Origin of the sequence: Actinosynnema sp. NPDC050436, assembly GCF_040655415.1 — a bacterium.
Taxonomy (GTDB): Bacteria; Actinomycetota; Actinomycetes; order Mycobacteriales; family Pseudonocardiaceae; genus Actinosynnema.
Genome location: NZ_JBFAJV010000008.1, coordinates 350,145 through 372,015 on the forward strand (window position 1 = coordinate 350,145; position 21,871 = coordinate 372,015).

Consider the following 21,871-nt stretch of genomic DNA (forward strand, 5'->3'; position numbering starts at 1 on the left):
GCGCCGTACTTAGCGTGATCCCAGACAGTCGGGCCTGATCCGTCCAACGGGTGGGTTCGGCGCAGGGGATGTCACACTCCGCGACAATGCAGGGGGCTTGGTCAGGGATGCGGTTCCTGGAACGCGAACGCGCCGAACTCGAACGGCTGCTGCCCGGCCTGGACGCCGTCCTCGCGGGCGCGCGCCTGGAAGACCTGGAACGGCCGGGCAACGCCGGACTCGCGGCGTTCCGCGAGGCGGGCGGACCGGGCCTGCTGGTGCCCACCGAGCACCAGGGCGCCGGAGCCGACCTGCTGGCGGCGGTGCGGGTCCAGCGCGCGATCGGGTCGCGGTCGCCCTCGCTGGCGGTGGCGACCACCATGCACCACTTCTCGGTGGCCTCGCTGGTGGAGACCTCGGCCACCGGCAACGGCATGGAGTGGATGCTGCTGGCCGCCATCGCCCAGGACGGGCTGCTGCTCGCCTCCGGGTTCGCCGAGGGGCGCACCGGCCAGCACATCCTCTCCCCCGGTCTCACCGCGCGGGTGGAGGGCGAGAAGGTGTGGCTGTCCGGGTCGAAGAAGCCGTGCAGCCTGGCCCGCTCGATGAACCTGCTCACCGCCTCGGTCGCGCTGCCCGCCGACGACGGCGGCACGCGGCTGGCCGTCGCCCTGGTGCCCGCCGACGCGCCCGGCGTGAGCGTGCGGCCGTTCTGGAACAGCCCGGTGCTGGCCGGTGCCGAGAGCGACGAGGTCGTGCTCGACGACGTCGAGGTGCCCGCCGAGCTGATCGTCCGCACCGGGGTCACCTCCGAGGGCGACCTCGACCACCTCCAGACCGTCGGGTTCGTGTGGTTCGAGCTGCTGATGACCGCCTCCTACCTGGGCGCGGCCTCCGCCCTGGTCGAACGGGTGCTCGCGGTCGACAAGGTCGACCCGGCGCTGCGCGCCTCGGTGCTGGCAGACCTGGACGCGGCGGTGCTGGCCGTCGAGGGGCTGGCCCGCGCCGCGACCGCCGAGGGCCCGGACAACGACACCCTGGCGCGGTCGCTGACCTGCCGCTTCCACGCCCAGGACGTCATCACCTCGGTGGCCGGCCGCTGCGTCGAGGCGCTGGGCGGCATGGCGTTCATCGGCTCCGGTGACGTGGCCTACCTCAACTCCGCCTGCCGGGCGCTGGCCTTCCACCCGCCGTCCCGGGCGCGCATGGCCACCGCGCTGCTGGAGCACGCCGCAGGCGAGCCGCTGCGCGTGCCCTGACCGGCACACCCCAGAACAGCGCACTCAGCACGACGCGCCTTCGAAAGGCGCACTCGGAACGACGTGTTCGACCGACGTGTCCGGACCTGCGCGCCCGCAGCGCCCAGCGGGTCCGCCCACGCCACCCCGGCCCGCTCACCGCAACGGGCCGGGTCCCCGGCCGCGCCCCGAGCAGCGGTCGTCCCTCCGACGAACAGGTGAACCGTGCCCGCCCCACGCCGCACCATCCTGCTGACCGGCGCCTCCGGCGTCGTCGGCCAAGCCCTCCTGCCCCGGCTGACCGGCCACCGCGTGGTCAGCCTGGTCCACAACACCGTGCCCGCCGGTGCCGGCGAGCACGTCCGGGGCGACCTGACCGCGCCCGGCCTCGGCCTCGACCCGGACCGGGCCCACCGGCTGGCCGACGAGGTCGACGCGATCGTGCACTGCGCCGCCGTCACCGACTTCACCGCCACCGCCGACGCCACCCACGAGCTCAACGTGCTGGGCACACGGCGGGTCCTGGAGTTCGCCGAGCGCTCCGGCGCGGTCGTGCACTACGTCAGCACCGCCTTCGTCGCCCGCACCGACCTGGCCCGCGAGGACGTGCGCGAGGGCATGACCGACCCCAGCGCCTACCTGGAGACCAAGCGGGCCGCCGAGCAGGTCGTCACCGGCGCGGGCCTGCCGGCGACGATCATCCGCCCGTCAGTGGTCGTCGGCGACAGCGCCACCGGCGCGATCGCCAAGTTCCAGGGCCTGCACACGCTGATCCGGGCGGTGCTGCGGGGCAGCCTCCCGCTGGTGCCGCTGCGCCCCGGTGCGCGGGTCGACTTCGTCCCTCAGGACGTGCTCGCCGACGCGGTGGCCAACCTGGTCGACGCCGGCGTCACCTCGGGCGACTACTGGATCACCGCCGGCGAGGCCGCGCTGACCACCAGCGCGATGATCGAGCTGTGCGTGCGGGCCGGGGCCCGGCACGGCGTGCGGGCCGAGCCGCCGCGCCTGGTCGAACCCGACATGGTCGAGCGGCTGATCCGCCCGGTGTTCATCGACCCGCTGCCGCGCGCGGTGCGCCGCCGCTTCGACGACATGATCGCCATGACGGCGCTGTTCGCCAACGCCGCCGCGTTCCCGTCCACGCTGGGCGACGTCCCCGGCTGCCGACCGCTGACCACCCGGGACCTCACCACCGCCTTCACCAACGGGGTCGAGTACCTGGTGCACGCCCAGCGGCTCGCGCGCCCGACCGACGGCACCCCGCCGCGCGGCGAGGGCGCGGAGGACGCCGCGTGAGCGCCGGCCGCGACCGGACGGTCGAGATCTACCGCCGCCACCTGAGCAGCGGACGGGCGCTGATCTCGGAGTTCACCGGCGGCCACGTCGAGTCCACCGCGACCGGGGCCCGCGTCAGGACCCAGCAGGACGAGTTCCTGGACTGCGGCGGCTACGGGGTGTTCATCCTCGGCCACCGCCACCCCCGGGTCACGGCGGCGGTGGTCGAGCAGATCCACCGCAACCCGATGTCCACCCGGCTGCTGCTGGAGCCCACCGCCGCCGTCGCCGCCGAGGCGCTGGTCGAGGTGGCACCACCCGGGTTGCAGCGGGTGCACTTCGTCAACTCCGGCGCCGAGGCGGTCGAGGCGGCGATCAAGTTCGCCCGCGCCGCCGGCCGCACCCGGCTGATCTCCGCGATCGGCGGTTACCACGGCAAGACCACCGGCGCGTTGAGCCTGACCGCCCGCCCGGTCTACCAGGACCGGTTCCGGCCGCTGCTGCCCGACGTCGCGCACGTCCCGTACGGCGACATCGCCGCGCTGGCCGAGGCGCTGGCGGCGGGCGGGCCCGCGTGCGTCGTGGTCGAGCCGGTGCAGGGCGAGGGCGGCGTGGTGATCCCGCCGCAGGGCTACCTGCTCGCGGTCGAGCGGCTGTGCCGCGAGCACGGCGCGCTGTTCGTGCTCGACGAGATCCAGACCGGCCTGGGCCGGCTCGGGCACTGGTGGGGCGCCGACCGCGAGGGCACCACGCCCGACGTCCTGCTGGTGGGCAAGAACCTCAGCGGCGGGGTGATCCCGGTGGCGGCGGTGCTGGCGACCGATGAGGTCTACGAGCCGTTCTCCCAGGACCCGCTGCTGCACACCTCCACGTTCGCGGCCTCGCCGGTGGCGATGGTCGCCGCCTCGACCAGCATCGCCGTCCTGCGCGACGAGGACCTGGTGACCCGCGCCGGGCAGCTCGGCGCGGTGATCGTGGACCGGCTGCGGGAGGTGTTCGACCAGCACGCCCCGCACCTGCCCACCGAGGTGCGCGGCGCGGGCCTGCTGATCGGTGTCGAACCGCCCACCCCGCACGTGGCCGGCGACCTGGTGCTGGAGCTGTACAACCGCCGGGTCCTGGTCAACCACTCGCTCAACGCCGGCGGCGTGCTGCGGCTGACCCCGCCCGCCGTGCTGACCGACGCCGACCTGGAGTGGCTGTTCACCGCCTTCGCCGACGCCGTGCGCGTCGTCGCCGCCCGCCACGCGCCCGTCCCGGAAAGGACCTCCTGACCATGCGCGAAACCTCGCTCCGCACCCTGGTGCCCGACGCCGACGCCACCGCCGTGTTCGAGCGGATCAGCGACTTCCCCCGCTACGCGGACTACACCGACGCGGTGCGCGAAGTCCGCGTGGAGCAGCGGGACGGCCAGTTCCTGACCTCGGTGTGGTCGGTGAACTTCCGCAACGGCGTGCTGTGCTGGACCGAACGCGACCGCATCGACCCGCGGGCGCTGGAGATCGAGTTCGAGCAGACCGCCGGAGACTTCGCCGCGTTCACCGGCTCGTGGCGGGTCGAGCAGGTCGACGGCGACGTCGCGGTGCTGTTCAGCGCCGCGTTCGACCTGGGGATGCCGACCCTGGCGGCGATCATCGACCCGATCGCCGAGCAGGCGCTCGTGGACAACATCCAGTCGATCCTGCGCGGCCTGCTGGGCGACACCGTCGTGTTCGGCACCGACGGACAGGCCGCCCTCGCCGCCACCCGGTAGCCGCGCGCCGGCACCGCCACGACACCCCGACCCGATTGGTGACACCCGGATGACCCACGACACCGACGCGCGGCCCGACCCCGCCGCGCTGCCCCCGTTCCTGCGCGACTACGCCCCCACGTGGGGCCGCAAGCGCCTCACGCCGCTGTCCCGCGTGCCGGCCACCGCCCACCTGGGCGACCTGTGGCAGGTCGCGGGCGAGCGCGGCGGCGACCAGCTCGTCATCACCGACCGGCCCGCCGACATCGACCCGACCGGCGCGACCGAGCGCACCTACGCCGGCTGGGCCGCGCTGGTCGACCAGACCGCCGCCTGGCTGTACTCGGCCGGGGTCCGCGAGTGGGACCGGGTGGCGATCATGAAGTCCAACCACCTGGACGTGGCGCTGCTGGCGTGCGCCGCTGCCCGCCTCGGCGCGGTGCCCGCCGAGCTGGCGTGGACCCACCCGCCGGAGTTCGCCCACCCCATGCTGGAGCGGCTGGACCAGCCGTTCCTGATCACCGACCAGGAGCGGCTGGTCCAGTGCGGGCTGGACCCCGAGGTGCTGGCCCGGCTGGTCAAGCGCACCGTGGTGGTCGACGGGCGGGGCGAGCGCACCGACGTCGTGGCGCTGGACGACCTGCGCGGCGCCACCGCGTTCAAGGTCGCCCTGCGGGCGCTGGAGGAGCCGATGGTGATCACCCACACCTCCGGCACCACCGGCGTGCCCAAGCTGGTGATGCACTCCGCCGAGACGGCCCACGCCCTGACGCTGATCGAGGCCGAGCGGTGGCCGAAGTTCGGCCTGAAGTCCTCGGACGTGGTCGGCTTCTGCGACCCGTTCTGCCACCAGCGGCTGACCACCGGGATGCTGGCCATGGCGACGGTCACCCCGCGCATGATCATGCTGTCGGACCCGCAGTCGGAGCAGTCGCGGCAGTTGCTGGTCCGCCACAAGCCCACCGTCATGGAGACGCTGCCGAACATCTACCTGTACTGGGAGCAGTTCGCGCGCAGCCCCGAGCGGCCCTTCGCCAACGTGCGGGTGTTCATCAACTCCTTCGACGCGATCCACACCCGCACCATCCGCACCTTCCTCGACGCCACCGACCAGAGCTCGCCGATCTGGGTGCAGTCCTGGAGCCAGAGCGAGGCCGGCGCGCTGGTCATCCGCCCCTACACCCGCAAGGCCGTGCGGGAGGTCGGCCACCGCCCGCCGCCCACCCAGGTGCTGGGCTGGCCCATCCCCGGGTTGTGCAAGGCGCGCGCGGTGGACCCGGAGACCGGCCGGGAGGTGCCCTCGGGGACCGTGGGCCTGATCGAGATCAAGCAGCCCGGCCGCTGCCTGGCCTACGTCGGCGAGCAGGACCGCCACGACCTCAAGCGCACCGACGACTTCTGGTGGAACACCGGCGACCTGGGCACCGTCAGCGGCAAGGGCGCGGTGCGGCTGGTGGACCGCGAGATCGACCGCATCCCGGGTGCCAGCGCGCTCGAACTGGAGGACGTGCTGCTCGACCGCCTGCCGCAGACCACCGAGGTGGTCGTGCTGCCCAACGGCGACGGCCTGCCCGTGCCGGTGCTGTCCACCGACGACGACACCCCGGTCGACCCCGAGCAGTGGGCCAAGGCGACCGAGGACCTGCCGAAGCTGGCCGAGCCGATCCACGTGCGCTGGAGCGACTTCCCCCGCACGGCGACCTGGAAGATCCGCCGGGTGCAACTGCGCGAACAGTTGCTGGACGGCGCGAAGGCCATCGGCATCGGCCGCTGGACCTGATCCGACCCGGCGGGGGCGGCGTCGCGTTGCGGCGCCGCCCCCGCCTTTTGCGACGCGACCGCCCGGATGTCACGTCGACGACCGGAGCCACCCCATCAGGTGAAACCGGGCTTTTCCCCGCTCGTCCCCGCTCCTCACCCCCGCCCGCCGTGCCGCGTCCCGGCCTCTCCGTGAGTCACGTCATTGCGCGCGCACCTAATCGGTTCGCGGCACAGGCAGCACCATGGCGGCAATTCACCGCTCTACCAGGGCATCACGCTCTTCCCGCTCGGCGCTCGGGCGTCCCGGCCGAATAATCTCGACGGGTGGAAGGGCTGCGACCGGAGCGACCCGCCGATTTTTCCTGCCGTGCACCATTCACGGTGAAGTGCAGGTCAGCGGCCATGTCACCGGATGTTCGGGCACAGCGGGAAATGAGCAGGGTCCAGGGCGAGAAGGAGTCGAAGATGCGGCCGACCACTGGGCCGGAAATGCACGCGAGGCCGACCGGGCGCGCTTCCGGGCGACGTTTCACCGCCTGCCTGGGGGTGATCGCGCTGGTGCTCGCGGTGTGCGGCACGCCCGTGACCGCCACCCCGGGGGAACCCCGGTGGCCGACCCGGGTCCAGGCGTTCGTGGCCAACAGCGGGGACAACACCGTGACGGTCTTCAACACGCGGCTGGGTGAAGTGGTCGCCACGGTCCCGGTCGGCCTCACCCCGGTGGGCGTGGGCGCGGCACCCGACGGGGACTTGGTGTACGTGACCAACGAGCAGTCCGACACCGTGTCGGTGATCGACGCCAGGGCCCTGGAGGTCGTGGCCACCGTGCCGGTCGGGTCGCACCCGTTCAACGTCGCGGTGACCCCCACCCGGGCGTACGTGACGAACTACGGGTCGGACACGGTCACCGTCATCGACGTCTCGACGAACGAGCCGGTGACGACCATCCCGGTGGGCCGCTTGCCGCACGGCGCGGTGGCGAGCCCGGACGGCGACCGCGTCTACGTCGCCAACAACGGCGACCGCACCGTGACGGTCATCGACACGTCCGACAACGAGCCCGTCGCCACCATCCCGGTCGGCCTCTTCCCGGCGAACCTCGCGCTGAGCCCCGGAGGCGACCGCCTCTACGTGGCGAACACCGGCTCGGACGACGTCACCGTGGTCTCCACCCGGACCGGCCGCCCCGTCACCACGACCAAGGTCGGCAACGCCCCGGTGGGCGTGGCGGTCACCCCGGGCGGCCGGGTGCACGTGACCAACTCCGGCTCCGACACCGTCTCGGTCCTCGACCGCGACGGCGACCCGATCAGCGGCCCGATCCCGGTCGCGGCCGTCCCCGAAGGCGCGGCGGCGAGCCCGGACGACAGCTACGTCTTCGTCACCAACTCGGGGGCCGACCTGATGTCGATCATCAGCGCGAGTTCGCCCGCCCTGGTGGCCACCGTGCCCGTGGGCAGCACCCCCGAAGGCGTCGCCGTCACCTCCTGAGCGCCGGTCGGGGGACATCCCCGGTCACGCCGCCGGGCTGTGGTCAGTCAACCCAGATCGACGGCGACCTGACCGAGCCCGCAACCGTCCAGGCACCGTCCTTGAGGTACTCGAAGAACGCCTCGGCCCGGTAGTAGGAGGCCCCGCACACCGCACCGCCGTAGTCGAGGAGCACCGAAGGGCCGTAAGGACCGGGGAACGGCCCGTCGCGCCACCCGAACGCCGCGTACTTCCAGCCGGAGTCCCGGCACGTGGACCACCACGACGTGTCGTCGTTCTCGTAGTACCGCTCCGCTTCGACCCGGACCCGCCCGTACCCGGTCGCGGCCCTGGTGCACGAGCGGTCGAGGGCGTAGCCGAACAGGTTCGCGTCGGCGGTGGCGTGGTTGCCGTCGAGCGTGCCGGGAATCCTCCGGGTGATCGCGGTGGTGCCCTTGAGGCACACGAAGAGGTCGGAGTACACGGTCTTCCACCCGGAACTGACCGCCCCGGCGGGCTGGGCGGTCACCACGACCGAGGACGCCACCAGCACCCCGCACAGAGCCAACCGGACAACGTGCCGCAACCAAGCCATCGCCTGCCCCCGTTCGGGTCTACTCGCCTGCCGCGATTCACCTTGACGGCTGGGCGCGGCGGGCGGTACCGCGCGTCGGCCGACGCCGGAGTGGGTGTACTTGCCCACGCGCACCGCACAAACGCCCCGTCGATTCCCACCGACACCGGCACGAGAGCCCAGCACCCGACGCCCCTGCCGAACCCTGTCCACCCGACGTGGCAACACATCCGACACCGACTGTCCTCGACGGACAGTCGGCGGGCGTTGCGCCGAACCGGGCGAGGCGAGACGGCCGCGCCACGGACCGTGGCGGGTTCCGGGGCGGCCCGCCGGCAGGTGGGCGGTCGGGGACGACCGACGGGTGACAGGGCGCGCGCGGGGTTGTGCGGCTGTCGCGGGCCGTGCTGAGTTGGGTGGCGTTGCCGGTCGACGGCTGGAGGGGCCCGGTGATCGAAGCACCGCTCGGCGATCCGATCCACCACCTGCTGACCCCTGAGGCGTTGCGGCACCCCGCCGCCGCCTGGGAGCCGTTCCGGCACCGGGAAGGGTTGTGGTGGAGCGAAGTCCTCGACTCCTGGGTGGCGACCTCGCTGGCGGACTGCTCGGCCGTGCTCGCGGACGCGGACCGGTTCTGCTCCGACTGGCGCAAGCTCGGCAACGACGTCCCGGACTCCAGGCTGACCGTGCAGATCCTCGACTCGCCCGAGCACACCGCCGTGCGGGCGCAGCTCGTCCGCGCGTTCCGGGCGCTGGACTGGGACGGCGTGCGCGACCGCGTCGCCGAGAACGTGGAGCGCCGGCTCGCGGCGGTGGCCGACCGGGCGGCGTTCGACTTCATGGCCGAGTTCGCCGTGCCGCTGGCCCTCGACACCATCGTCGACGTGCTCGGCGTGCACCCACCCGAGGACCACCGGTTCCCGGTCGTCTCGGCGCAGATCGTGGACTCCATGGACTACGCGCTGCGCCCGGAGACCGTCGGGCCGGGTCGCGCCGCGCGCGCCGCGCTGGCCGAGCTGACCGGGCAGTGGCTCGACGGCCGCACGTCCGGCGGGCTGGTCGGGCACCTGGCCGCGCACCACGACAGCGGGCGGGTCACCACGGCCGTCCTGCGCAACTCGCTGCGCGTCGTCCTGCACTCCGGCTACGAGTCGGCGTCCAGGCTGCTCGGCAACGCCCTGCTGGCCTGCCTCGACTCCCCCGGCTCGCTGGACGCCCTGAGCGGCGGCGTGGACGACACCGCCTTGCAGGAGCTGGTGCGGTACGCCGGACCGGTGCAGGCCGAGGCGCGCGGCTGCGTCGCGGACACCGAGGTGAACGGGCACCCGGTCCGGCGCGGCCAGGTCGTCACCGTCCTGCTCGCGGCGGCCAACCGGGACGACCGGGTCTTCGACGACCCGCACTCGCTGCGCCTGGACCGCACGCCCAACCCGCACATCGGGTTCGGTCGCGGGCCGCACGCGTGCCTCGGGGCACCACTCGCCCTGCTGCTCACCCGCACCGCGCTCGGCGCGCTCGCCGGCCTGCCCAGGCCGCTCCGCCTGCTCGACCAGCCGCGCTTCCGCCGCAACGCCACCCTGCGCGGACTCGAACGCCTCGACCTCGGTTGGGGCTGACGCGCACCGCGCGCCCGCAAGACCCGGACCGAGAGGAGATCCCGATGCGCCACGACCACTGATCCCACCACCGATCCGTGGTGCCCGTCGGAAGGCGCGACGGGCACCACGCCCGTGACCGGGCCACCGCGCCCGACAAGCACCCACTGCGAGGTGGACGCGGTCGAGCGGCGGCCGACCGCCCGGCCATTCGTGGCAGCGGTGTGCCTCACCCCGGTCCTCCCCCTGTTCGGCGACTCGGTCGTGCTTGCCGCTGCCGCCCGAGCAGTTCGCCCGCATGGCGGAACAGTGGCGGGACGCAGCAGGTGCTGGAGGAGACGGCCGCCCCCTGCGCGTTCACCTCCACGACCCCGGCTGCGAGCGGCACCACGTCCAGCGCGACAGGGTGGCGACTCGCGTCCGCGACCACCGGGGTGAAGGGGTTCCCGGGAGTCCTCGCCCGCGCCGCCGGACTCGTTCCTGCACCGCTGGTCCGAGGCCACGGTGTGGATCGCCCACTCACCGGCTGACGGGGTGGGACCGGGCGCGGCCGGCGGGGTCGCACCCCCGGATCGGACGACCCGAGCGCGGAGGAGTTCCCTCGACCGAAGCCACCCTCGTCCCGGAGACCACCCGGCGGCGGCTGCTCGCCGCCGCGCTGGGCGCGACCCCGGCCGCCGCGACCGCCCCGGCGACCGCCGAGCACGGCGTACTGGGCCGGTCCTCCGGCGGCCCCGGAGGTGGTCGGGCGGACCGAGGTCGGCGACAACTGCGGCGTGTGGGCGTGGACGCGGGGCCGGCGGCGGGGAGCGGCTGCGCCGTCAGGGCGCACGGCGACCGCCAACACGGCCCGGTCCCCAGCACCTCCAACGTCGAGCGCCGGGCCGTGATCGCGACCGACGACGCCCCTCCGGGTCGAGTTCACCCGCGCCGGGCAGCGCCGACGCCGTCGACCACCGCTCGGACGCCCCGAGCCGACGCCGCGGCACCCCGTGACGCGGCCGGGTGCCCGGACGCCGGCGCTCACGTGTACCAGGTGGGCTCCGGGATCTCGCCGAGCAGCGCGTACCGGCCCACCTCGGCGCGCTTGTGCGGCACCGGGTCGTGCAGGCTGTGGGTGCGGATGTTGCGCCAGAAGATGTCCAGGCCCACGTGGTTCGCGGTCGCGCGCGCCCCGGTGACGTCGAAGACCCGGGTGCCGATCTCCAGGCCGGTGGCGATCGCCCGTTCCTTGGCCGCCGCGATGACCACGGCCGCCTCGCCGCGTTCGCGCGCGGTCACGTCGTCGGGGTGGGCGTTGATCCGCTCGACCAGGGCGGCGGCGCGCTCGGCGAGCGCCTCGGCCGCCCACAGCTTGGCCTGGAGGTCGCCGTAGGTCTCCAGGACGTGGAACTCCTCGACCGCCGACGCCTTGACGTCCACCGCGTACGGCCACGGCCGGGTCGTGCTCCTGGTGTACGCGCCGGCCACGGCCAGCGCCCCCTGGGCGATGCCGAGGTAGAAGTTGGTGAACACCAACTGGATCAGCGGCACGTTGAGCGTGTTGTAGACCTTCGGCGTGAACTCCTTGTCCACGTACCCGGCGGCCTGCGCCCAGGGCACCCGCACGCCCTCCACCCGCACGCCGCCGCTCTCGGTGAGCCGCTGGCCGAGGTTGTCCCAGTCGTCCTCGAAGACGATCGCCTCCTGGTGCGACGGGACGATGGCGAAGATGTGCTTGTCGGTGCCCTCCAGCACACCTTCCAGCACGGTCACGTCCGAGACCTTCCCGCCGGTGGAGAACGACTTGCGGCCGGTGAACACCAGGTCGTCGCCGTCCTCCGCGATCACCAGGTCGTCGTCGCGGGGGTTGACCGCGCCGCCGAAGAACCACCGCTCGCGGGTCGCCTGCTCCTCCACGGCGGCGACCTGCTCCGGCGTCGCCACCAATCGGGCCGCCCAGAACCACAGGTAGTGGTAGCCGACGAGCTGACCGATCGAACCGTCACCGGTCGCCACCTCGCGGATCACCCGGTAGGCCGTGGTCCAGTCCTGCCCGCCGCCGCCGTGCTCGACCGGGCCGAGCAGGGTGACCAGCCCGGAGTCCTTGAGCAGGGCGACCTCGGCGTGCGGGGTGGCCCCGGCGCGGTCGCGGGCCACGGCGTCGGTGGCGAGCAGCGCGGCCACCTCGCGGGCGCGGGCGAGCCACTCGTCGGCGGTGGTGGGGGTGGTGGTCCAGGTGCGCTGGGCGGACGTGGTCACGGTCGGACTCCGATCGGCTCGGGGGTGGCGGCGGAGGCGTCGAGGGAGGCTTCGAGGTCGCGGACGACCGGCAGCACGTGCCGGCCGAAGTAGGCGACTTCCTCGTGGTAGTGCAGGAAACCGAGCAGCAGGAGGTCCACGCCCCGGCGGCGGTACTCCACGATCCGGTGGGCGACCTGCTCGGGCGTGCCGATCAGCCGCGAGCGGAAGCCGTCGTTGTACTGCACCAGGTCGTCGAACGTCGAGTCCGCCCACATGCCCTTGCGGTCGTCGGTGGAGCCGCCGGCCTGCCGGACGGCGTCGCGGAACCCGTGCACCGCGCGCACGTCGGCCTTGGCGACGATCTCGCGCAGCGTCTCGCGGGCCTCGGCCTCGGTGTCGCGGGCGATCAGGAAGCCGTTGAGCCCGAAGCGGACCCGGCGGCCGCCGGCGGACGCCGCGACCTCCTCGACCTGCTCGGTGACGCCGTCGAAGTCCTTGCCGTTGCTGAAGTACCAGTCGGACACGCGGCCCGCCATGGCCCGCGCGGCGGTGGAGTTGCCGCCCTGGAAGATCTCCGGGTGGGCGCGGCCGGGCACGTCGAGCGGTTTGGGCTTGAGGTCGTAGCCGCGCAGCCGGTAGAAGTCGCCGGCGAACTCGGCGGGCTCGTCGGTCCAGCTCGCCCGCAGCACGCGGATGAACTCCTCGGAGCGGCGGTAGCGCTCGTCGTGCTCCAGCCACGGTTCGCCCAGGGCGGTGAACTCGCCCTTGAACCACCCGCTGACCACGTTGACCGCCGCCCGCCCGCCGGAGAGGTGGTCGGCGGTGGCGATGAACTTGGCCAGCACGGCGGGGTGCCACAGGCCCGGGTGCACGGCGGCGATCACCTTGAGCCGCTGCGTGGCGAGCAGCAGCGCGAGGCTGAAGCTGGTGGACTCGTGCTGGTAGGCGGCTCCGTAACCGGCCATGTACCGGACCTGGCTCAGGGCGTACTCGAACCCGTTGTCCTCGGCGAGCACGGCCAGCTCGCGGTTGTAGTCGTAGGACCAGTCGGTCCGCTGCTCGATGTCGCTGACGACGAGACCACCGCTGACGTTGGGCACCCAGTAGGCGAACTTCAACGGCTCCCGCTCCCGTTCTTCGGGCACGGCAGGGCTCCAGGGGTCGGACGGGCAGGTGACCGTCCACAGGGGACGGAGGGTGAGCGGGCCTATCGGGGGCAACAGCGCTGTGCGGCCACGCGGACGAGGTCCACGTGCCGCCGCCGGGTCAACACGGTCGTCGGAGGCACGCCACCACTCCAACAGGACCACCCGGCGCGGTCAACACGGAGTAGTCGGCTTCTCACACGGTGAACACACCTGGACGGCGTGCGCGACACTGGTCGGTTGCGGTCCCGGCGGTCGACAGGCGGCAGCGGCGGGTGGTGGTCAGCGGTGTTCGAAGACCACTATCGGGATCACCCGCGCGAGTGCCCGCTCGAACGCGGCGAAGCGGGACGGCGCGGCGCGGAAGTGGCCCGCCAGCTCGTCGCGCTCCGCACCCTCGGCGACGCGGGCCAGCACCCGGTGGGTCTCCGTGCCGACCTCCACCGACACCTCCGGGTCGGCCAGCAGGTTGTGGTACCAGGCGGGGTTCTCCGGCAGGCCGCCGTTGCCGGCCGCGACCACCCAGCGGTCGCCGACGGTCAGGAAGGTCAGCGGGGTCACCCGGTTGATCCCCGACCGCGCCCCGGTGTGGTGCAGCAGGAGCAGGGTGCGCCCGGCGTGCCGGCCGCCGACCACTCCCCCGTTGATCCGGAACTCCTCGATCACGCGCACGTCCCGGTCGTGGCGTTCGTCGGTCATGGCCGTCCCTCCGCACCCGGGTGTCGGCACGATCCTGGCACGTCGCCGGGCGCGGGCGCTCCCCCGTGCGCCCGACACCACCTCACCGGGGCACGGCCGCCGCACGACCGGTGGTCACCCCGCGCACCAGGTCGCGCAGCCAGCGGTGGGCCGGGTCGGCGTCGAACCGGGCGTGCCACAGCAGCGACACCACCACCTCGGGCGCGGGGAACGGCAGGGCGAAGGCGTGCATCCCGTCGCGCAGGGTCTCGGTGTGCCGCTCGGGCACGGTGGCCACCAGGTCGGAGGCGCGGGCCATCGCCAGCGCCGCGCCGAAGCCGTCCACGACCGTCACCACGTCCCGCCTCGCCGGATCCGGACCGTCCCCGGCGAGCGCCGCGTCCACCAGGCCGTCGGTCCGCCCGCGCCGCGAGACGTGCACGTGACGCGCGGCGGTGTACCGGGCGGTGGTCACCTCGCCCGAGGCGAGCGGGTGCTCGGCGCGCACCACGCCGACGAACCGGTCGGTGAACAGGGGTGTGGCGACCACGTCCGGCGGCAGCGGCCGGTCCACGACACCGGTCTCCAGGTCGACGCCGCCGGCCCGCAGCGACCCGGTGTCCTTCACGGCCTTGCGCAGGAACCGCAGCCGCACGCCGGGTGCCACCCGCCCGACCTCGGCGACCAGCTCCGGGCCGAACCGCTCCACGAACCCGTCCCCGGTGCGCAGCGCGAACGTGCGCTCCAGCGCGGCCAACGCGGGCGCGGCGGCCGGCCGGAGCACCTCCTCGGCGTCCCGGACCAGGTGGCGCACCCGGTCGCGCAGCTCCAGCGCGCGCGGGGTCGGCACCAGGCCCCGGCCGGCCCGCACCAGCAGTGGGTCACCGGTCGCCCGGCGCAGGCGGGCCAGGGCGCGGCTCATCGCCGACGGGCTGAGGGCGAGGCGTGCGCCGGCGCGCGTGACGCTGCCCTCGTCGAGCAGCACGTCCAGGGTGACCAGCAGGTTCAGGTCGGGGAGGGCCATCCGGCCAGGCTGCCACACCTGGCGTCCGGTGCACAGGTCGGTTGCGGTCTTTGCGTCTTCCGCCAGGTCGGGACCGCGCTTAGCGTCGGCCGCAGCACCCCTCCGACACCGGGAGTCCCCGTGGAAACGACCTCCGCACCCGCCCGCGTCCGGGCACCGGCCGCCCTGGCGCTGAGCGCGCTGCTGCCCTCGCTCGGGACCAGCATCGCCAACGTGGGCCTGCCGGACGTCGCCGCAGGTCTCGACACGTCGTTCGCCGAGGTCCAGTGGGTGGTGATCGCCTACCTGCTGGCGATGACGGCGCTGGTCGTCGGCGCGGGCCGGCTCGGCGACCTCGCCGGGCGGCGCCGCGTGCTCGTCGCCGGCACCGCCGTGTTCACCCTCGCCACGCTGCTGTGCGGGCTCGCCCCGACCCTGCCGCTGCTGGTCGCCGCGCGGGCGCTGCAAGGGGTCGGCGCGGCGGCGATGATGGCGCTGACCACGGCCCTGGTCGGGGAGAGCGTGCCGCCGGAGCGCACCGGACGGGTCATGGGGCTGCTCGGCACGACGTCCGCGATCGGCACGGCGCTCGGGCCGGCGCTCGGCGGCGTCCTGGTCGCGGCCCTCGGCTGGCGGGCGCTGTTCCTGGCGGGCGTGCCGGCGGGTGTGCTCGCGCTGGTGCTCGTCGTCCGGGCGCTGCCGGGCTCCGCGCCCGAGCGCGCCGGGCAGCGGTTCGACGCGGCCGGCACGGCGCTGCTGGCTGTGACGCTCGGCGCGTACGCGCTGGCGATGACGGTCGACGGCGGGTGGTACGGGCTGGTGGTCGCGGCGGTCGGGCTCGCGCTGTTCGTCGTGGTCGAGCGCCGGGTCCCGACGCCGCTGCTGACCCTGTCGGTGCTGCGCGACCCGGCGTTCAGCGCGAGCCTGGTCGCCGGAGCCCTGGTCTCGACGGTCGTGATGACCACGCTCGTCGTGGGCCCGTTCCACCTGGCGCGGGCGCTCGGGGCGGCCCCGGTGGTGGTCGGTCTGGTGATGTCCGCCGGGCCGGTGGTGGCCGCCCTCGCCGGCGTCCCGGCGGGCCGCGCCACCGACCGCTTCGGCACCTCGGCGGTGGTGGTCGCCGGGCTCGTCGGCGTGCTCGTCGGCGCGGTGGGGCTGTCCCTCGCCCCCGCGTCCGCCGGCGTGCTGGGGTACGTGCTGCCGCTGGTCGTCGTCACCTCCGGCTACGCGCTGTTCCAGGCCGCGAACACCACCTCGGTGATGCGCGGCGCGGGCGCGGGCCGGCGCGGCCTGGTGTCGGGGGTGCTGACCCTGTCCCGGAACCTGGGCCTGATCACCGGGGCGTCGGTGATGGGCGCGGTCTTCGCCGCCGCAGCCGGCGACGTCACCACGGCCGCCGCGACGGACGTGGCACGGGCGACCCGCTGGACGTTCGGGGTCGCTGTCGGGCTCGTGGCGCTTGCTCTGGCCGTGGTGGTCGGCGCGCGGCTGTGGACAAGTCGGGGCAATGCCGGTAGACGCGGTTAGGCAACCGACGTGCCGCAGCGCCGGCGACCTGCCTCTGCGGACCTGGCGTCGAGGGGATCGGCCTTCGGGAGGGGTGGCGGTGGACGGCGCGCGCGAGGGGACGACCGTGGTGGTCGTGGGGGCCGGGGTGGCGGGGCTGACCGCAGCCACCCTGTTGCACCGGAACGGGATCGGCTGCGTGGTGCTCGAACGGCACACTCGGGAGCACGTCGAGCAGCGGCAGCGGGCCGGGGTGATCGATTTCGCGGCCGAGCAGGTCTACGAGCGGGCGGGCCTGGCCGACCGGCTGCTCTCCGGTGCGCCGAGGTCCGGCCTGCTGGAGTTCCGGGTCGACGGCGAGACCCGGCTGTTCGACGTCGCCGCCCACGCCGACGGGCGGGTCGGCCGGCTGATCCCGCAGCAGGTGCTGGTGCGGCGGCTCGTCGCCGCGTTCCTGGAGGACGGCGGGGACCTCCGGTTCGCGGCGCACGACGTGGCGCTGCACGACCTCGACGGCGACCGGCCGCACGTCACCTACCGCGACCCGGCCGGGTCGGCGCACCGGGTGGACGCCGAGTACGTGGCCGGGTGCGACGGGTTCCACGGGGTGAGCCGGGCGAGCGTGCCGGCCGACGCCCTGACCACCTACCGGCACGCGGCCGACGTCGGGTGGTTCACCGTGCTGACCGACTCGCCGCCGCCGGCGCACCCGCTGATCGCGGTCAGCCGGCACGGGTTCGCCGCGCACTTCGGGCGCGGGCCCGGCGCGAGCCGGTTCTACCTCCAGTGCCCGCCGGGCGACGACCTGGCGTCGTGGACCGACGAGCGGGTGTGGGAGCAACTGCGGCTGCGGCTGGCCGACGACGGGCTGGTGGCGGGGCCGGTCGTGGACAAGGCGCTGATCGACGGGCGCAGCTCCGTGGTCGACCCGATGTCCTACGGCCGCCTGTTCCTGGTCGGGGACGCCGCCCACATCGTGCCGCCGATGGGCGGGAAGGGGATGAACCTGGCGATCGCCGACGCGGACGTGCTGGCGGGCGCGCTGGTCGCGGCGGTGCGCGAGGACCCCGGGCCGTTGCGCGCGTACTCGGCGACGTGCCTGCGCCGGGTGTGGAACGACCAGGAGTTCTCGCGGTGGCTGAGCGACGTGGTGTTCCACGGCGCGGCCGAGGCGACGGCGGGCGCGTTCGAGTGGCGGCTCGCCCGCGCCCGGCTCGCCCGCCTGCTCACCTCGCCGGTCGCCGCGCGGGCGTTCGCGGCGCTGATGGCCGGCACCGCGTGACCGGGCGGCCCGCGCCCGGCAGCCTCACCCGTCCGGGCGACGTCAGGGGTTGATGGCGAGGAACAGGAACGCGGCGAGCAGGACGAGGTGGACGCTGCCCTGCATCCGGGTGGCCCGGCCCGGCACCACGGTGAGCACGCTGACCAGGACGGTGAGCGCGAGCAGCACCATCTGGGTCGGCCCGAGGCCGAGCACCAGCGGGCCGTCCAGCCACACCGACGCGAGCGCGATGGCCGGGATCGTCAGGCCGATGCTGGCCATCGCCGAGCCGTAGCCCAGGTTCAGGCTGATCTGCACCCGGTCGCGGCGCGCGGCGCGGCCCGCCGCCAGGGTCTCCGGCAGCAGCACCAGCAGCGCGATCACCACGCCCACGAACGACGGCGGGAACCCGGCCGCCTGCACGCCCGCCTCGATGGCGGGCGACTCCACCTTCGCCAGGCCCACCACGACCACCAGCGCGACCAGCAGCAGCGCCAGGCTGGTCCAGGTCTCCCGGGCCGAGGGCGGCGACGCGTGCTCCTCGGCGTCGGGCTCGCCGTCGGCGGTGACCGGCAGGAAGAAGTCGCGGTGCCGCACGGTCTGGGTCAGCACGAACGTGGTGTACAGGGCGAGCGAGGCCACCGCTGCGAACGCGAGCTGGGAGGTGGAGAACTCGGGGCCGGGCGTGCTCGCGGTGAACGTCGGCAGCACCAGGCACAGCGTGGCGAGGGTGGCGACGGTCGCCAGCGCCGCGCCGCTGCCCTCGGAGTTGAACAGGGTCACGCCGTAGCGGAACGCGCCGACCAGCAGCGACAGCCCGACGATGCCGTTGGTGGTGATCATGACCGCCGCGAACACGGTGTCCCGGGCCAGCGAGGCGGTCTCCGGGCCGCCGGAGATCATCATGGTGACGATCAGCGCCACCTCGATCACCGTCACGGCGACCGCGAGCACCAGCGACCCGAACGGCTCGCCCACGCGGTGCGCGACCACCTCGGCGTGGTGCACGGCGGCCAGCACGGTGCCCGCGAGCACCAGGGCGACGATGGTCACCAGCACGGCCCCGAGGTCTCGGCCCCAGACCAGCGCCAGCACCACCGCACCCAGCACGGGGACGACGTCGGTCCAGGACACCTGCCGCAGGCGAGACACAGCGATCATGCCGCCAACCCTGGCATCATCCGCCGCTCCGCGCACGTCACGCGCGGTATCACGGGTGCGTCGCGGCCGCACCTCCGCGCCGGGGAACGGCCGGCGCACGGCCCGGGAGGGCACGACGACGGCGCGGCCGGCGTCAAGGGCTCACCGGCCCGACGCGGCCGTGGTGGATCTCACGCGGGTCAGGCGCGGGAACGCCCGCACCGACCGGCCGGTCCCGGGCGGGTGGTGGCTCCCGGGGTCCGCGCCGACCGGGTCACTCCGCGAACAGCCCGGCGAGCCTGGGCAGCCGGCGCCGGGTCTCCTCCTCGTCCTCCGGGTCCCAGTTCTCGCCCGCCGGCTCGTCGGGCCGGTCCATGGCGCGCAGGGCGTCCTCCAGGACGGCGTCGAGCGTGTCGGTCTCGCCCTTGACCCGCCGGTAGGCGTCGGCGACCCGGTAGCCCACCGCCTCGTAGCCGATCCAGCCCTTGCCGTCGCCGCCCATGCGCGCGACCACGGGCAGGTCGGCCAGCGAGTCCGGGTCGGCGACCGCGCGGGTGAACACGTCGCGGCCGAGCAGGATCAGGCCGTCGCGGAAGTCCATGAAGCCGTCGTCGCCGCACCCGCCCTCGATCAGGTAGGCGGCGTTCCACAGCTCGTGCCGGTACGCCGAGTCCTTCACCTCGACGTGCGTCACGGCGAACTCGGCGATCTGCTCCGGCGGCAGCGCGGCCAGGGCGTCGACCAGCGCGTCCGGCAGCGGGTCGTCCGCGCTGTCGCGGTCGTCCGCCCGGTCGCCGACGGCGGCCCGCGCCCGGTCGACGATCCCCCACCACGTGTCGGTTTCCACGCCGCCGATCCTACGTGCGACCGGCGCACCGCCGCGACGTCCTGAGTGGACGGTCGCCGGTGCGCCGGTCGGCGGCGTGCGTCAGAAGGGCAGGGTGAACGCCCAGTGGATGCGGACGGGGCGCTTCGGCGGCCCGTCCTGCGCGTCGCCGGCGATGCCCGCCGCGACGATCCGGTCGAGCGTGTCCATCCCGTGCACCACGCGGCCGAACACGCTGTAGACCGGCGGGATGTTCGCGTGCGAGTGCACCACGAAGAACTCGCTGCCGTTGGTGCCCGGTCCCTGGTTCCCCATCGCCACGGTGCCGCGCGGGTACGTCTCGGTGCCGGTCACCTCGTCGTCGAACCGGTAGCCGGGTCCACCCTCTTCCTGGCGGTGGATGTCGCCGCACTGCAACACGCCCAGTCGCGGCGAGTTCGTCAGGCGGAAGCACTGGGTGTCGTTGTAGAAGAGGCTGCGCACGAGGTGCTCGAAGTTGTGCGCGGCGCAGGCGGCGACCGACCGGTCCAGCCGGACCACCACCGGGCCGTAGTTCGTGTGCAGCACGACGGTCGCGGAGCCCCGGGTCGGCGCGGTGGCGCGTGGCGGGCGGACCGGCTTGGCGGCGGGGTTGTCGGGGGTGGGGGTGAACGCGCAGTGCTTCACCGGCCCGGTCCGCTCGGGCGCGGCCCCGGCGGCCGGTGCCGCGACGCCGAGGAGTGCGGTCAGCAGGACGACAGCGGTTACGGCATACCTTCCCATGCGCCGAGGCTAGCGCCACCCGGCGCGACCCGGACCCCTCGGGAACGCGAACCACCGCGTTCGGCTGCGGCCGCCCGGTCGGCTGCGGACCGCCGGCGACGACCATCGACCCGATGTGGTCTATACCACATGGGGACGGCTGCCTCAACGTTGCGGTGATCACCCCACGCGGCGGCCAGTTGACCTATGGCCGCGCCCGCCGGCGTGCAGCAGGCTCGGAAGAGCCGCAAGTCCTTGGGGGGACACCGGAATCGTGTCGCTTGCGCCCTTCTTCGCCTGCGGTGAGCCAGTTTGCCCATCGAGAGGACAACTGTCGCAATGCCGTCTGCACCCACCTCACCATCCCGGTCGCGCCGGTCACCGGCCCGCCGGGTCGTCGTCGCCCTGCTCGCGCTCGGCGCGCTGCTGGGCGCCACCGCACCCGCCACGGCGGGACCGGCCCCGGCCCAGTCCACAGTGGACACCACCGCCAAGGTCGCCCGGCCGGACTCGCCGACCAGCGGCAGACTGGTGCCCGCGCTGCGCGGCGAAGCGGCGCGGGAGGCCACCGGCCCCGTGGTCAACGAGCAGTTCCGGAAGCTCAGCGAAACCCGGGACGCCAAGCGGGCCGCCGGCCCGGTCGCGGCGGAGCGGCCGGTCGGCACCACGAGCCTGCCGCCGTGGAGCGGGGCCCTGCACGCGGTGTGGGGCGCGTTCCCCAACGTCAACTCCGACGGCGCGATGGCGACGCACACCCTGAACCCGGGCATCTCGATCCCGTCCGGCAACCCGGACGTGGTCTACGCGCCGACCCTCGACCCGAGCGGCAAGACCTGCATCGAGGTCACCACGTTCTACTGGCAGGGCGGCAACGGCGTCGGGGCGTGGGACTGGTGCGCCGCGTCGCCCGGCTTCGCCGCCGTGGCCTGGATCGACGCCACCTTCATGAGCACCTACTCCGACACCCACCTCGGCCCGCCCGCGTACACGGTCAAGGACGTCCAGACCGACCCCGTGACGAACTCGTGGACCGCCTACCTGTTCAACTACTCCACCGGCTACTGGGACGCCCTGTTCACCAGCGCCGACGCCGGCAAGCTCACCAACCCGGGCGGCGGGTGGAGCATGTTCGAGGTCTACACGAACTACAACTCGGCGACCGGTGAGGGCTACTACTGCACGGAGACCGCCGGCACGCTGTTCGCGGCGGCGGGCATCTCCATCAACGTGGGTGGCACCTGGAGCCTGCTCGACACCTCCAACTCCTCGATCACCCCGCCCGGCAGCGTGAGCAGCGCAAGCCTCGGGTGCACCGGTCTGTCGTTCTCCCTGCCCTCGGCGAACGACTACTGGCAGGTGACCAACTAGCCGAACGACCTCCCGCACCGCCCGCCCGGGGGTGGTGCGGGAGGTCGTGCCCGCACCATCCCCGGCGACGCACCGTCGAGGAGCGCTGATCCACCCCGGCTCGGACGATCCCGCCGCTCATCCGGCGTCGCGGCACGGGCTAGGAGCTGGTTGAGGTTCGGATCCAGGTGCGTCGGGTGGTGCGCTGGTCGGGGCTGGTAGAACGCGGGTGTGGCGCGTTTTGATCTGACCGGTGCCGAGTGGGCGTTGATCGAGCCGCACGTGCCGGTGGCGGCCACGGGGCCGTTGCCGCGTCGGGTGCGGGATCAGTTCAACGGGGTCCTGTGGCGGTTTCGCACCGGGTGGGGTTGGCGTGA

19 protein-coding genes are annotated in these 21,871 nt (G+C 73.9%); 11 read left to right on the plus strand and 8 right to left on the minus strand.

The features are described 5' to 3' along the window. Positions 1-107 precede the first annotated feature (107 nt). From AB0I60_RS21500 to AB0I60_RS21525, 6 genes are all read left to right on the plus strand, one after another. On the plus strand, positions 108-1,238 hold the full coding sequence (locus tag AB0I60_RS21500) for an acyl-CoA dehydrogenase family protein (protein ID WP_360732280.1): 1,131 nt from the start codon (positions 108-110) through the stop codon (positions 1,236-1,238). A gap of 204 nt (positions 1,239-1,442) precedes the next feature. Then, positions 1,443-2,513, plus strand: coding sequence for an SDR family oxidoreductase (locus tag AB0I60_RS21505; RefSeq protein ID WP_360732282.1), 1,071 nt, complete (start codon positions 1,443-1,445; stop codon positions 2,511-2,513). Further along, a complete protein-coding gene (locus AB0I60_RS21510) occupies positions 2,510-3,766 on the plus strand; it encodes an aspartate aminotransferase family protein (protein WP_360732283.1) in 1,257 nt (418 codons plus the stop codon). The genes AB0I60_RS21505 and AB0I60_RS21510 overlap by 4 nt, the downstream gene beginning before the upstream one ends. Before the next feature lie 2 nt (positions 3,767-3,768). After that, complete coding sequence (locus AB0I60_RS21515) at positions 3,769-4,245, plus strand: SRPBCC family protein (RefSeq protein ID WP_360732285.1); 477 nt, start codon at positions 3,769-3,771, stop codon at positions 4,243-4,245. A 49-nt stretch (positions 4,246-4,294) separates the two neighbouring features. Beyond that, positions 4,295-6,004: a class I adenylate-forming enzyme family protein gene (locus AB0I60_RS21520; RefSeq protein ID WP_360732287.1), complete on the plus strand. Its 1,710-nt coding sequence runs from the start codon at positions 4,295-4,297 to the stop codon at positions 6,002-6,004. A 446-nt stretch (positions 6,005-6,450) separates the two neighbouring features. Next, positions 6,451-7,476 (plus strand): beta-propeller fold lactonase family protein, encoded by a 1,026-nt coding sequence (locus AB0I60_RS21525; RefSeq protein ID WP_360732289.1) that lies wholly within the window; start codon positions 6,451-6,453, stop codon positions 7,474-7,476. 43 nt (positions 7,477-7,519) lie between these two features. On the opposite strand, the gene AB0I60_RS21530 is transcribed toward AB0I60_RS21525, so the two are convergent. Continuing rightward, positions 7,520-8,023 (minus strand): hypothetical protein, encoded by a 504-nt coding sequence (locus tag AB0I60_RS21530; protein ID WP_360732290.1) that lies wholly within the window; start codon positions 8,021-8,023, stop codon positions 7,520-7,522. Between the two features lie 455 nt (positions 8,024-8,478). Here AB0I60_RS21530 and AB0I60_RS21535 point away from each other — a divergent pair, with 455 nt between their 5' ends. Then, positions 8,479-9,645: a cytochrome P450 gene (locus tag AB0I60_RS21535; RefSeq protein ID WP_360732292.1), complete on the plus strand. Its 1,167-nt coding sequence runs from the start codon at positions 8,479-8,481 to the stop codon at positions 9,643-9,645. Between the two features lie 1,002 nt (positions 9,646-10,647). On the opposite strand, the gene AB0I60_RS21540 is transcribed toward AB0I60_RS21535, so the two are convergent. The 4 genes from AB0I60_RS21540 to AB0I60_RS21555 form a co-directional block, all read right to left on the minus strand. Next, on the minus strand, positions 10,648-11,865 hold the full coding sequence (locus AB0I60_RS21540; protein ID WP_360732293.1) for an acyl-CoA dehydrogenase family protein: 1,218 nt from the start codon (positions 11,863-11,865) through the stop codon (positions 10,648-10,650). Further along, positions 11,862-12,992, minus strand: coding sequence for a dimethylsulfone monooxygenase SfnG (gene sfnG, locus AB0I60_RS21545; protein WP_360732295.1), 1,131 nt, complete (start codon positions 12,990-12,992; stop codon positions 11,862-11,864). Before sfnG ends, AB0I60_RS21540 begins: the two co-directional genes overlap by 4 nt. Before the next feature lie 282 nt (positions 12,993-13,274). Further along, complete coding sequence (locus tag AB0I60_RS21550) at positions 13,275-13,691, minus strand: nitroreductase/quinone reductase family protein (protein ID WP_360732296.1); 417 nt, start codon at positions 13,689-13,691, stop codon at positions 13,275-13,277. Between the two features lie 82 nt (positions 13,692-13,773). Beyond that, positions 13,774-14,694 carry a LysR family transcriptional regulator gene (locus tag AB0I60_RS21555; protein WP_360732298.1) on the minus strand — a complete coding sequence of 307 codons (921 nt, stop codon included), beginning with the start codon at positions 14,692-14,694 and terminating at the stop codon, positions 13,774-13,776. A gap of 120 nt (positions 14,695-14,814) precedes the next feature. Here AB0I60_RS21555 and AB0I60_RS21560 point away from each other — a divergent pair, with 120 nt between their 5' ends. Beyond that, positions 14,815-16,200, plus strand: a complete 1,386-nt coding sequence (locus tag AB0I60_RS21560; protein ID WP_360732300.1) for an MFS transporter — start codon at positions 14,815-14,817, stop codon at positions 16,198-16,200. Positions 16,201-16,279: 79 nt separating this feature from the next. After that, a complete protein-coding gene (locus AB0I60_RS21565) occupies positions 16,280-17,461 on the plus strand; it encodes a 4-hydroxybenzoate 3-monooxygenase (RefSeq protein ID WP_360732302.1) in 1,182 nt (393 codons plus the stop codon). A gap of 42 nt (positions 17,462-17,503) precedes the next feature. On the opposite strand, the gene AB0I60_RS21570 is transcribed toward AB0I60_RS21565, so the two are convergent. From AB0I60_RS21570 to AB0I60_RS21580, 3 genes are all read right to left on the minus strand, one after another. Then, the gene (locus AB0I60_RS21570; RefSeq protein ID WP_360732303.1) at positions 17,504-18,601 is read right to left on the minus strand and encodes an ionic transporter y4hA; all 1,098 of its coding nucleotides are present in this window, start codon (positions 18,599-18,601) and stop codon (positions 17,504-17,506) included. A 253-nt stretch (positions 18,602-18,854) separates the two neighbouring features. Next, positions 18,855-19,427: a DUF4240 domain-containing protein gene (locus AB0I60_RS21575; protein WP_360732305.1), complete on the minus strand. Its 573-nt coding sequence runs from the start codon at positions 19,425-19,427 to the stop codon at positions 18,855-18,857. An 81-nt stretch (positions 19,428-19,508) separates the two neighbouring features. Next, entirely contained in the window at positions 19,509-20,168 is a 660-nt protein-coding gene (locus AB0I60_RS21580) for a peptidylprolyl isomerase (RefSeq protein WP_360732306.1), read from the minus strand. A 318-nt stretch (positions 20,169-20,486) separates the two neighbouring features. Between AB0I60_RS21580 and AB0I60_RS21585 the strand changes: the two genes are divergently transcribed. Further along, positions 20,487-21,515 carry a hypothetical protein gene (locus AB0I60_RS21585; RefSeq protein WP_360732307.1) on the plus strand — a complete coding sequence of 343 codons (1,029 nt, stop codon included), beginning with the start codon at positions 20,487-20,489 and terminating at the stop codon, positions 21,513-21,515. Positions 21,516-21,725: 210 nt separating this feature from the next. Further along, positions 21,726-21,871 (plus strand): transposase (locus tag AB0I60_RS21590; RefSeq protein ID WP_360732331.1); only part of this gene is annotated, 146 nt, incomplete at its 3' end.

Excerpts from the sequence above, each read along its gene's own strand:
- AB0I60_RS21580 (WP_360732306.1), bottom strand. The coding sequence starts at position 20,168 with ATGGGAAGGTATGCCGTAACCGCTGTCGTCCTGCTGACCGCACTCCTC.
- AB0I60_RS21585 (WP_360732307.1), top strand. The coding sequence starts at position 20,487 with ATGCCGTCTGCACCCACCTCACCATCCCGGTCGCGCCGGTCACCGGCC.
- AB0I60_RS21500 (WP_360732280.1), top strand. The coding sequence starts at position 108 with ATGCGGTTCCTGGAACGCGAACGCGCCGAACTCGAACGGCTGCTGCCC.
- AB0I60_RS21550 (WP_360732296.1), bottom strand. The coding sequence starts at position 13,691 with ATGACCGACGAACGCCACGACCGGGACGTGCGCGTGATCGAGGAGTTC.
- AB0I60_RS21525 (WP_360732289.1), top strand. The coding sequence starts at position 6,451 with ATGCGGCCGACCACTGGGCCGGAAATGCACGCGAGGCCGACCGGGCGC.
- AB0I60_RS21520 (WP_360732287.1), top strand. The coding sequence starts at position 4,295 with ATGACCCACGACACCGACGCGCGGCCCGACCCCGCCGCGCTGCCCCCG.
- AB0I60_RS21555 (WP_360732298.1), bottom strand. The coding sequence starts at position 14,694 with ATGGCCCTCCCCGACCTGAACCTGCTGGTCACCCTGGACGTGCTGCTC.
- AB0I60_RS21515 (WP_360732285.1), top strand. The coding sequence starts at position 3,769 with ATGCGCGAAACCTCGCTCCGCACCCTGGTGCCCGACGCCGACGCCACC.
- AB0I60_RS21570 (WP_360732303.1), bottom strand. The coding sequence starts at position 18,601 with ATGATCGCTGTGTCTCGCCTGCGGCAGGTGTCCTGGACCGACGTCGTC.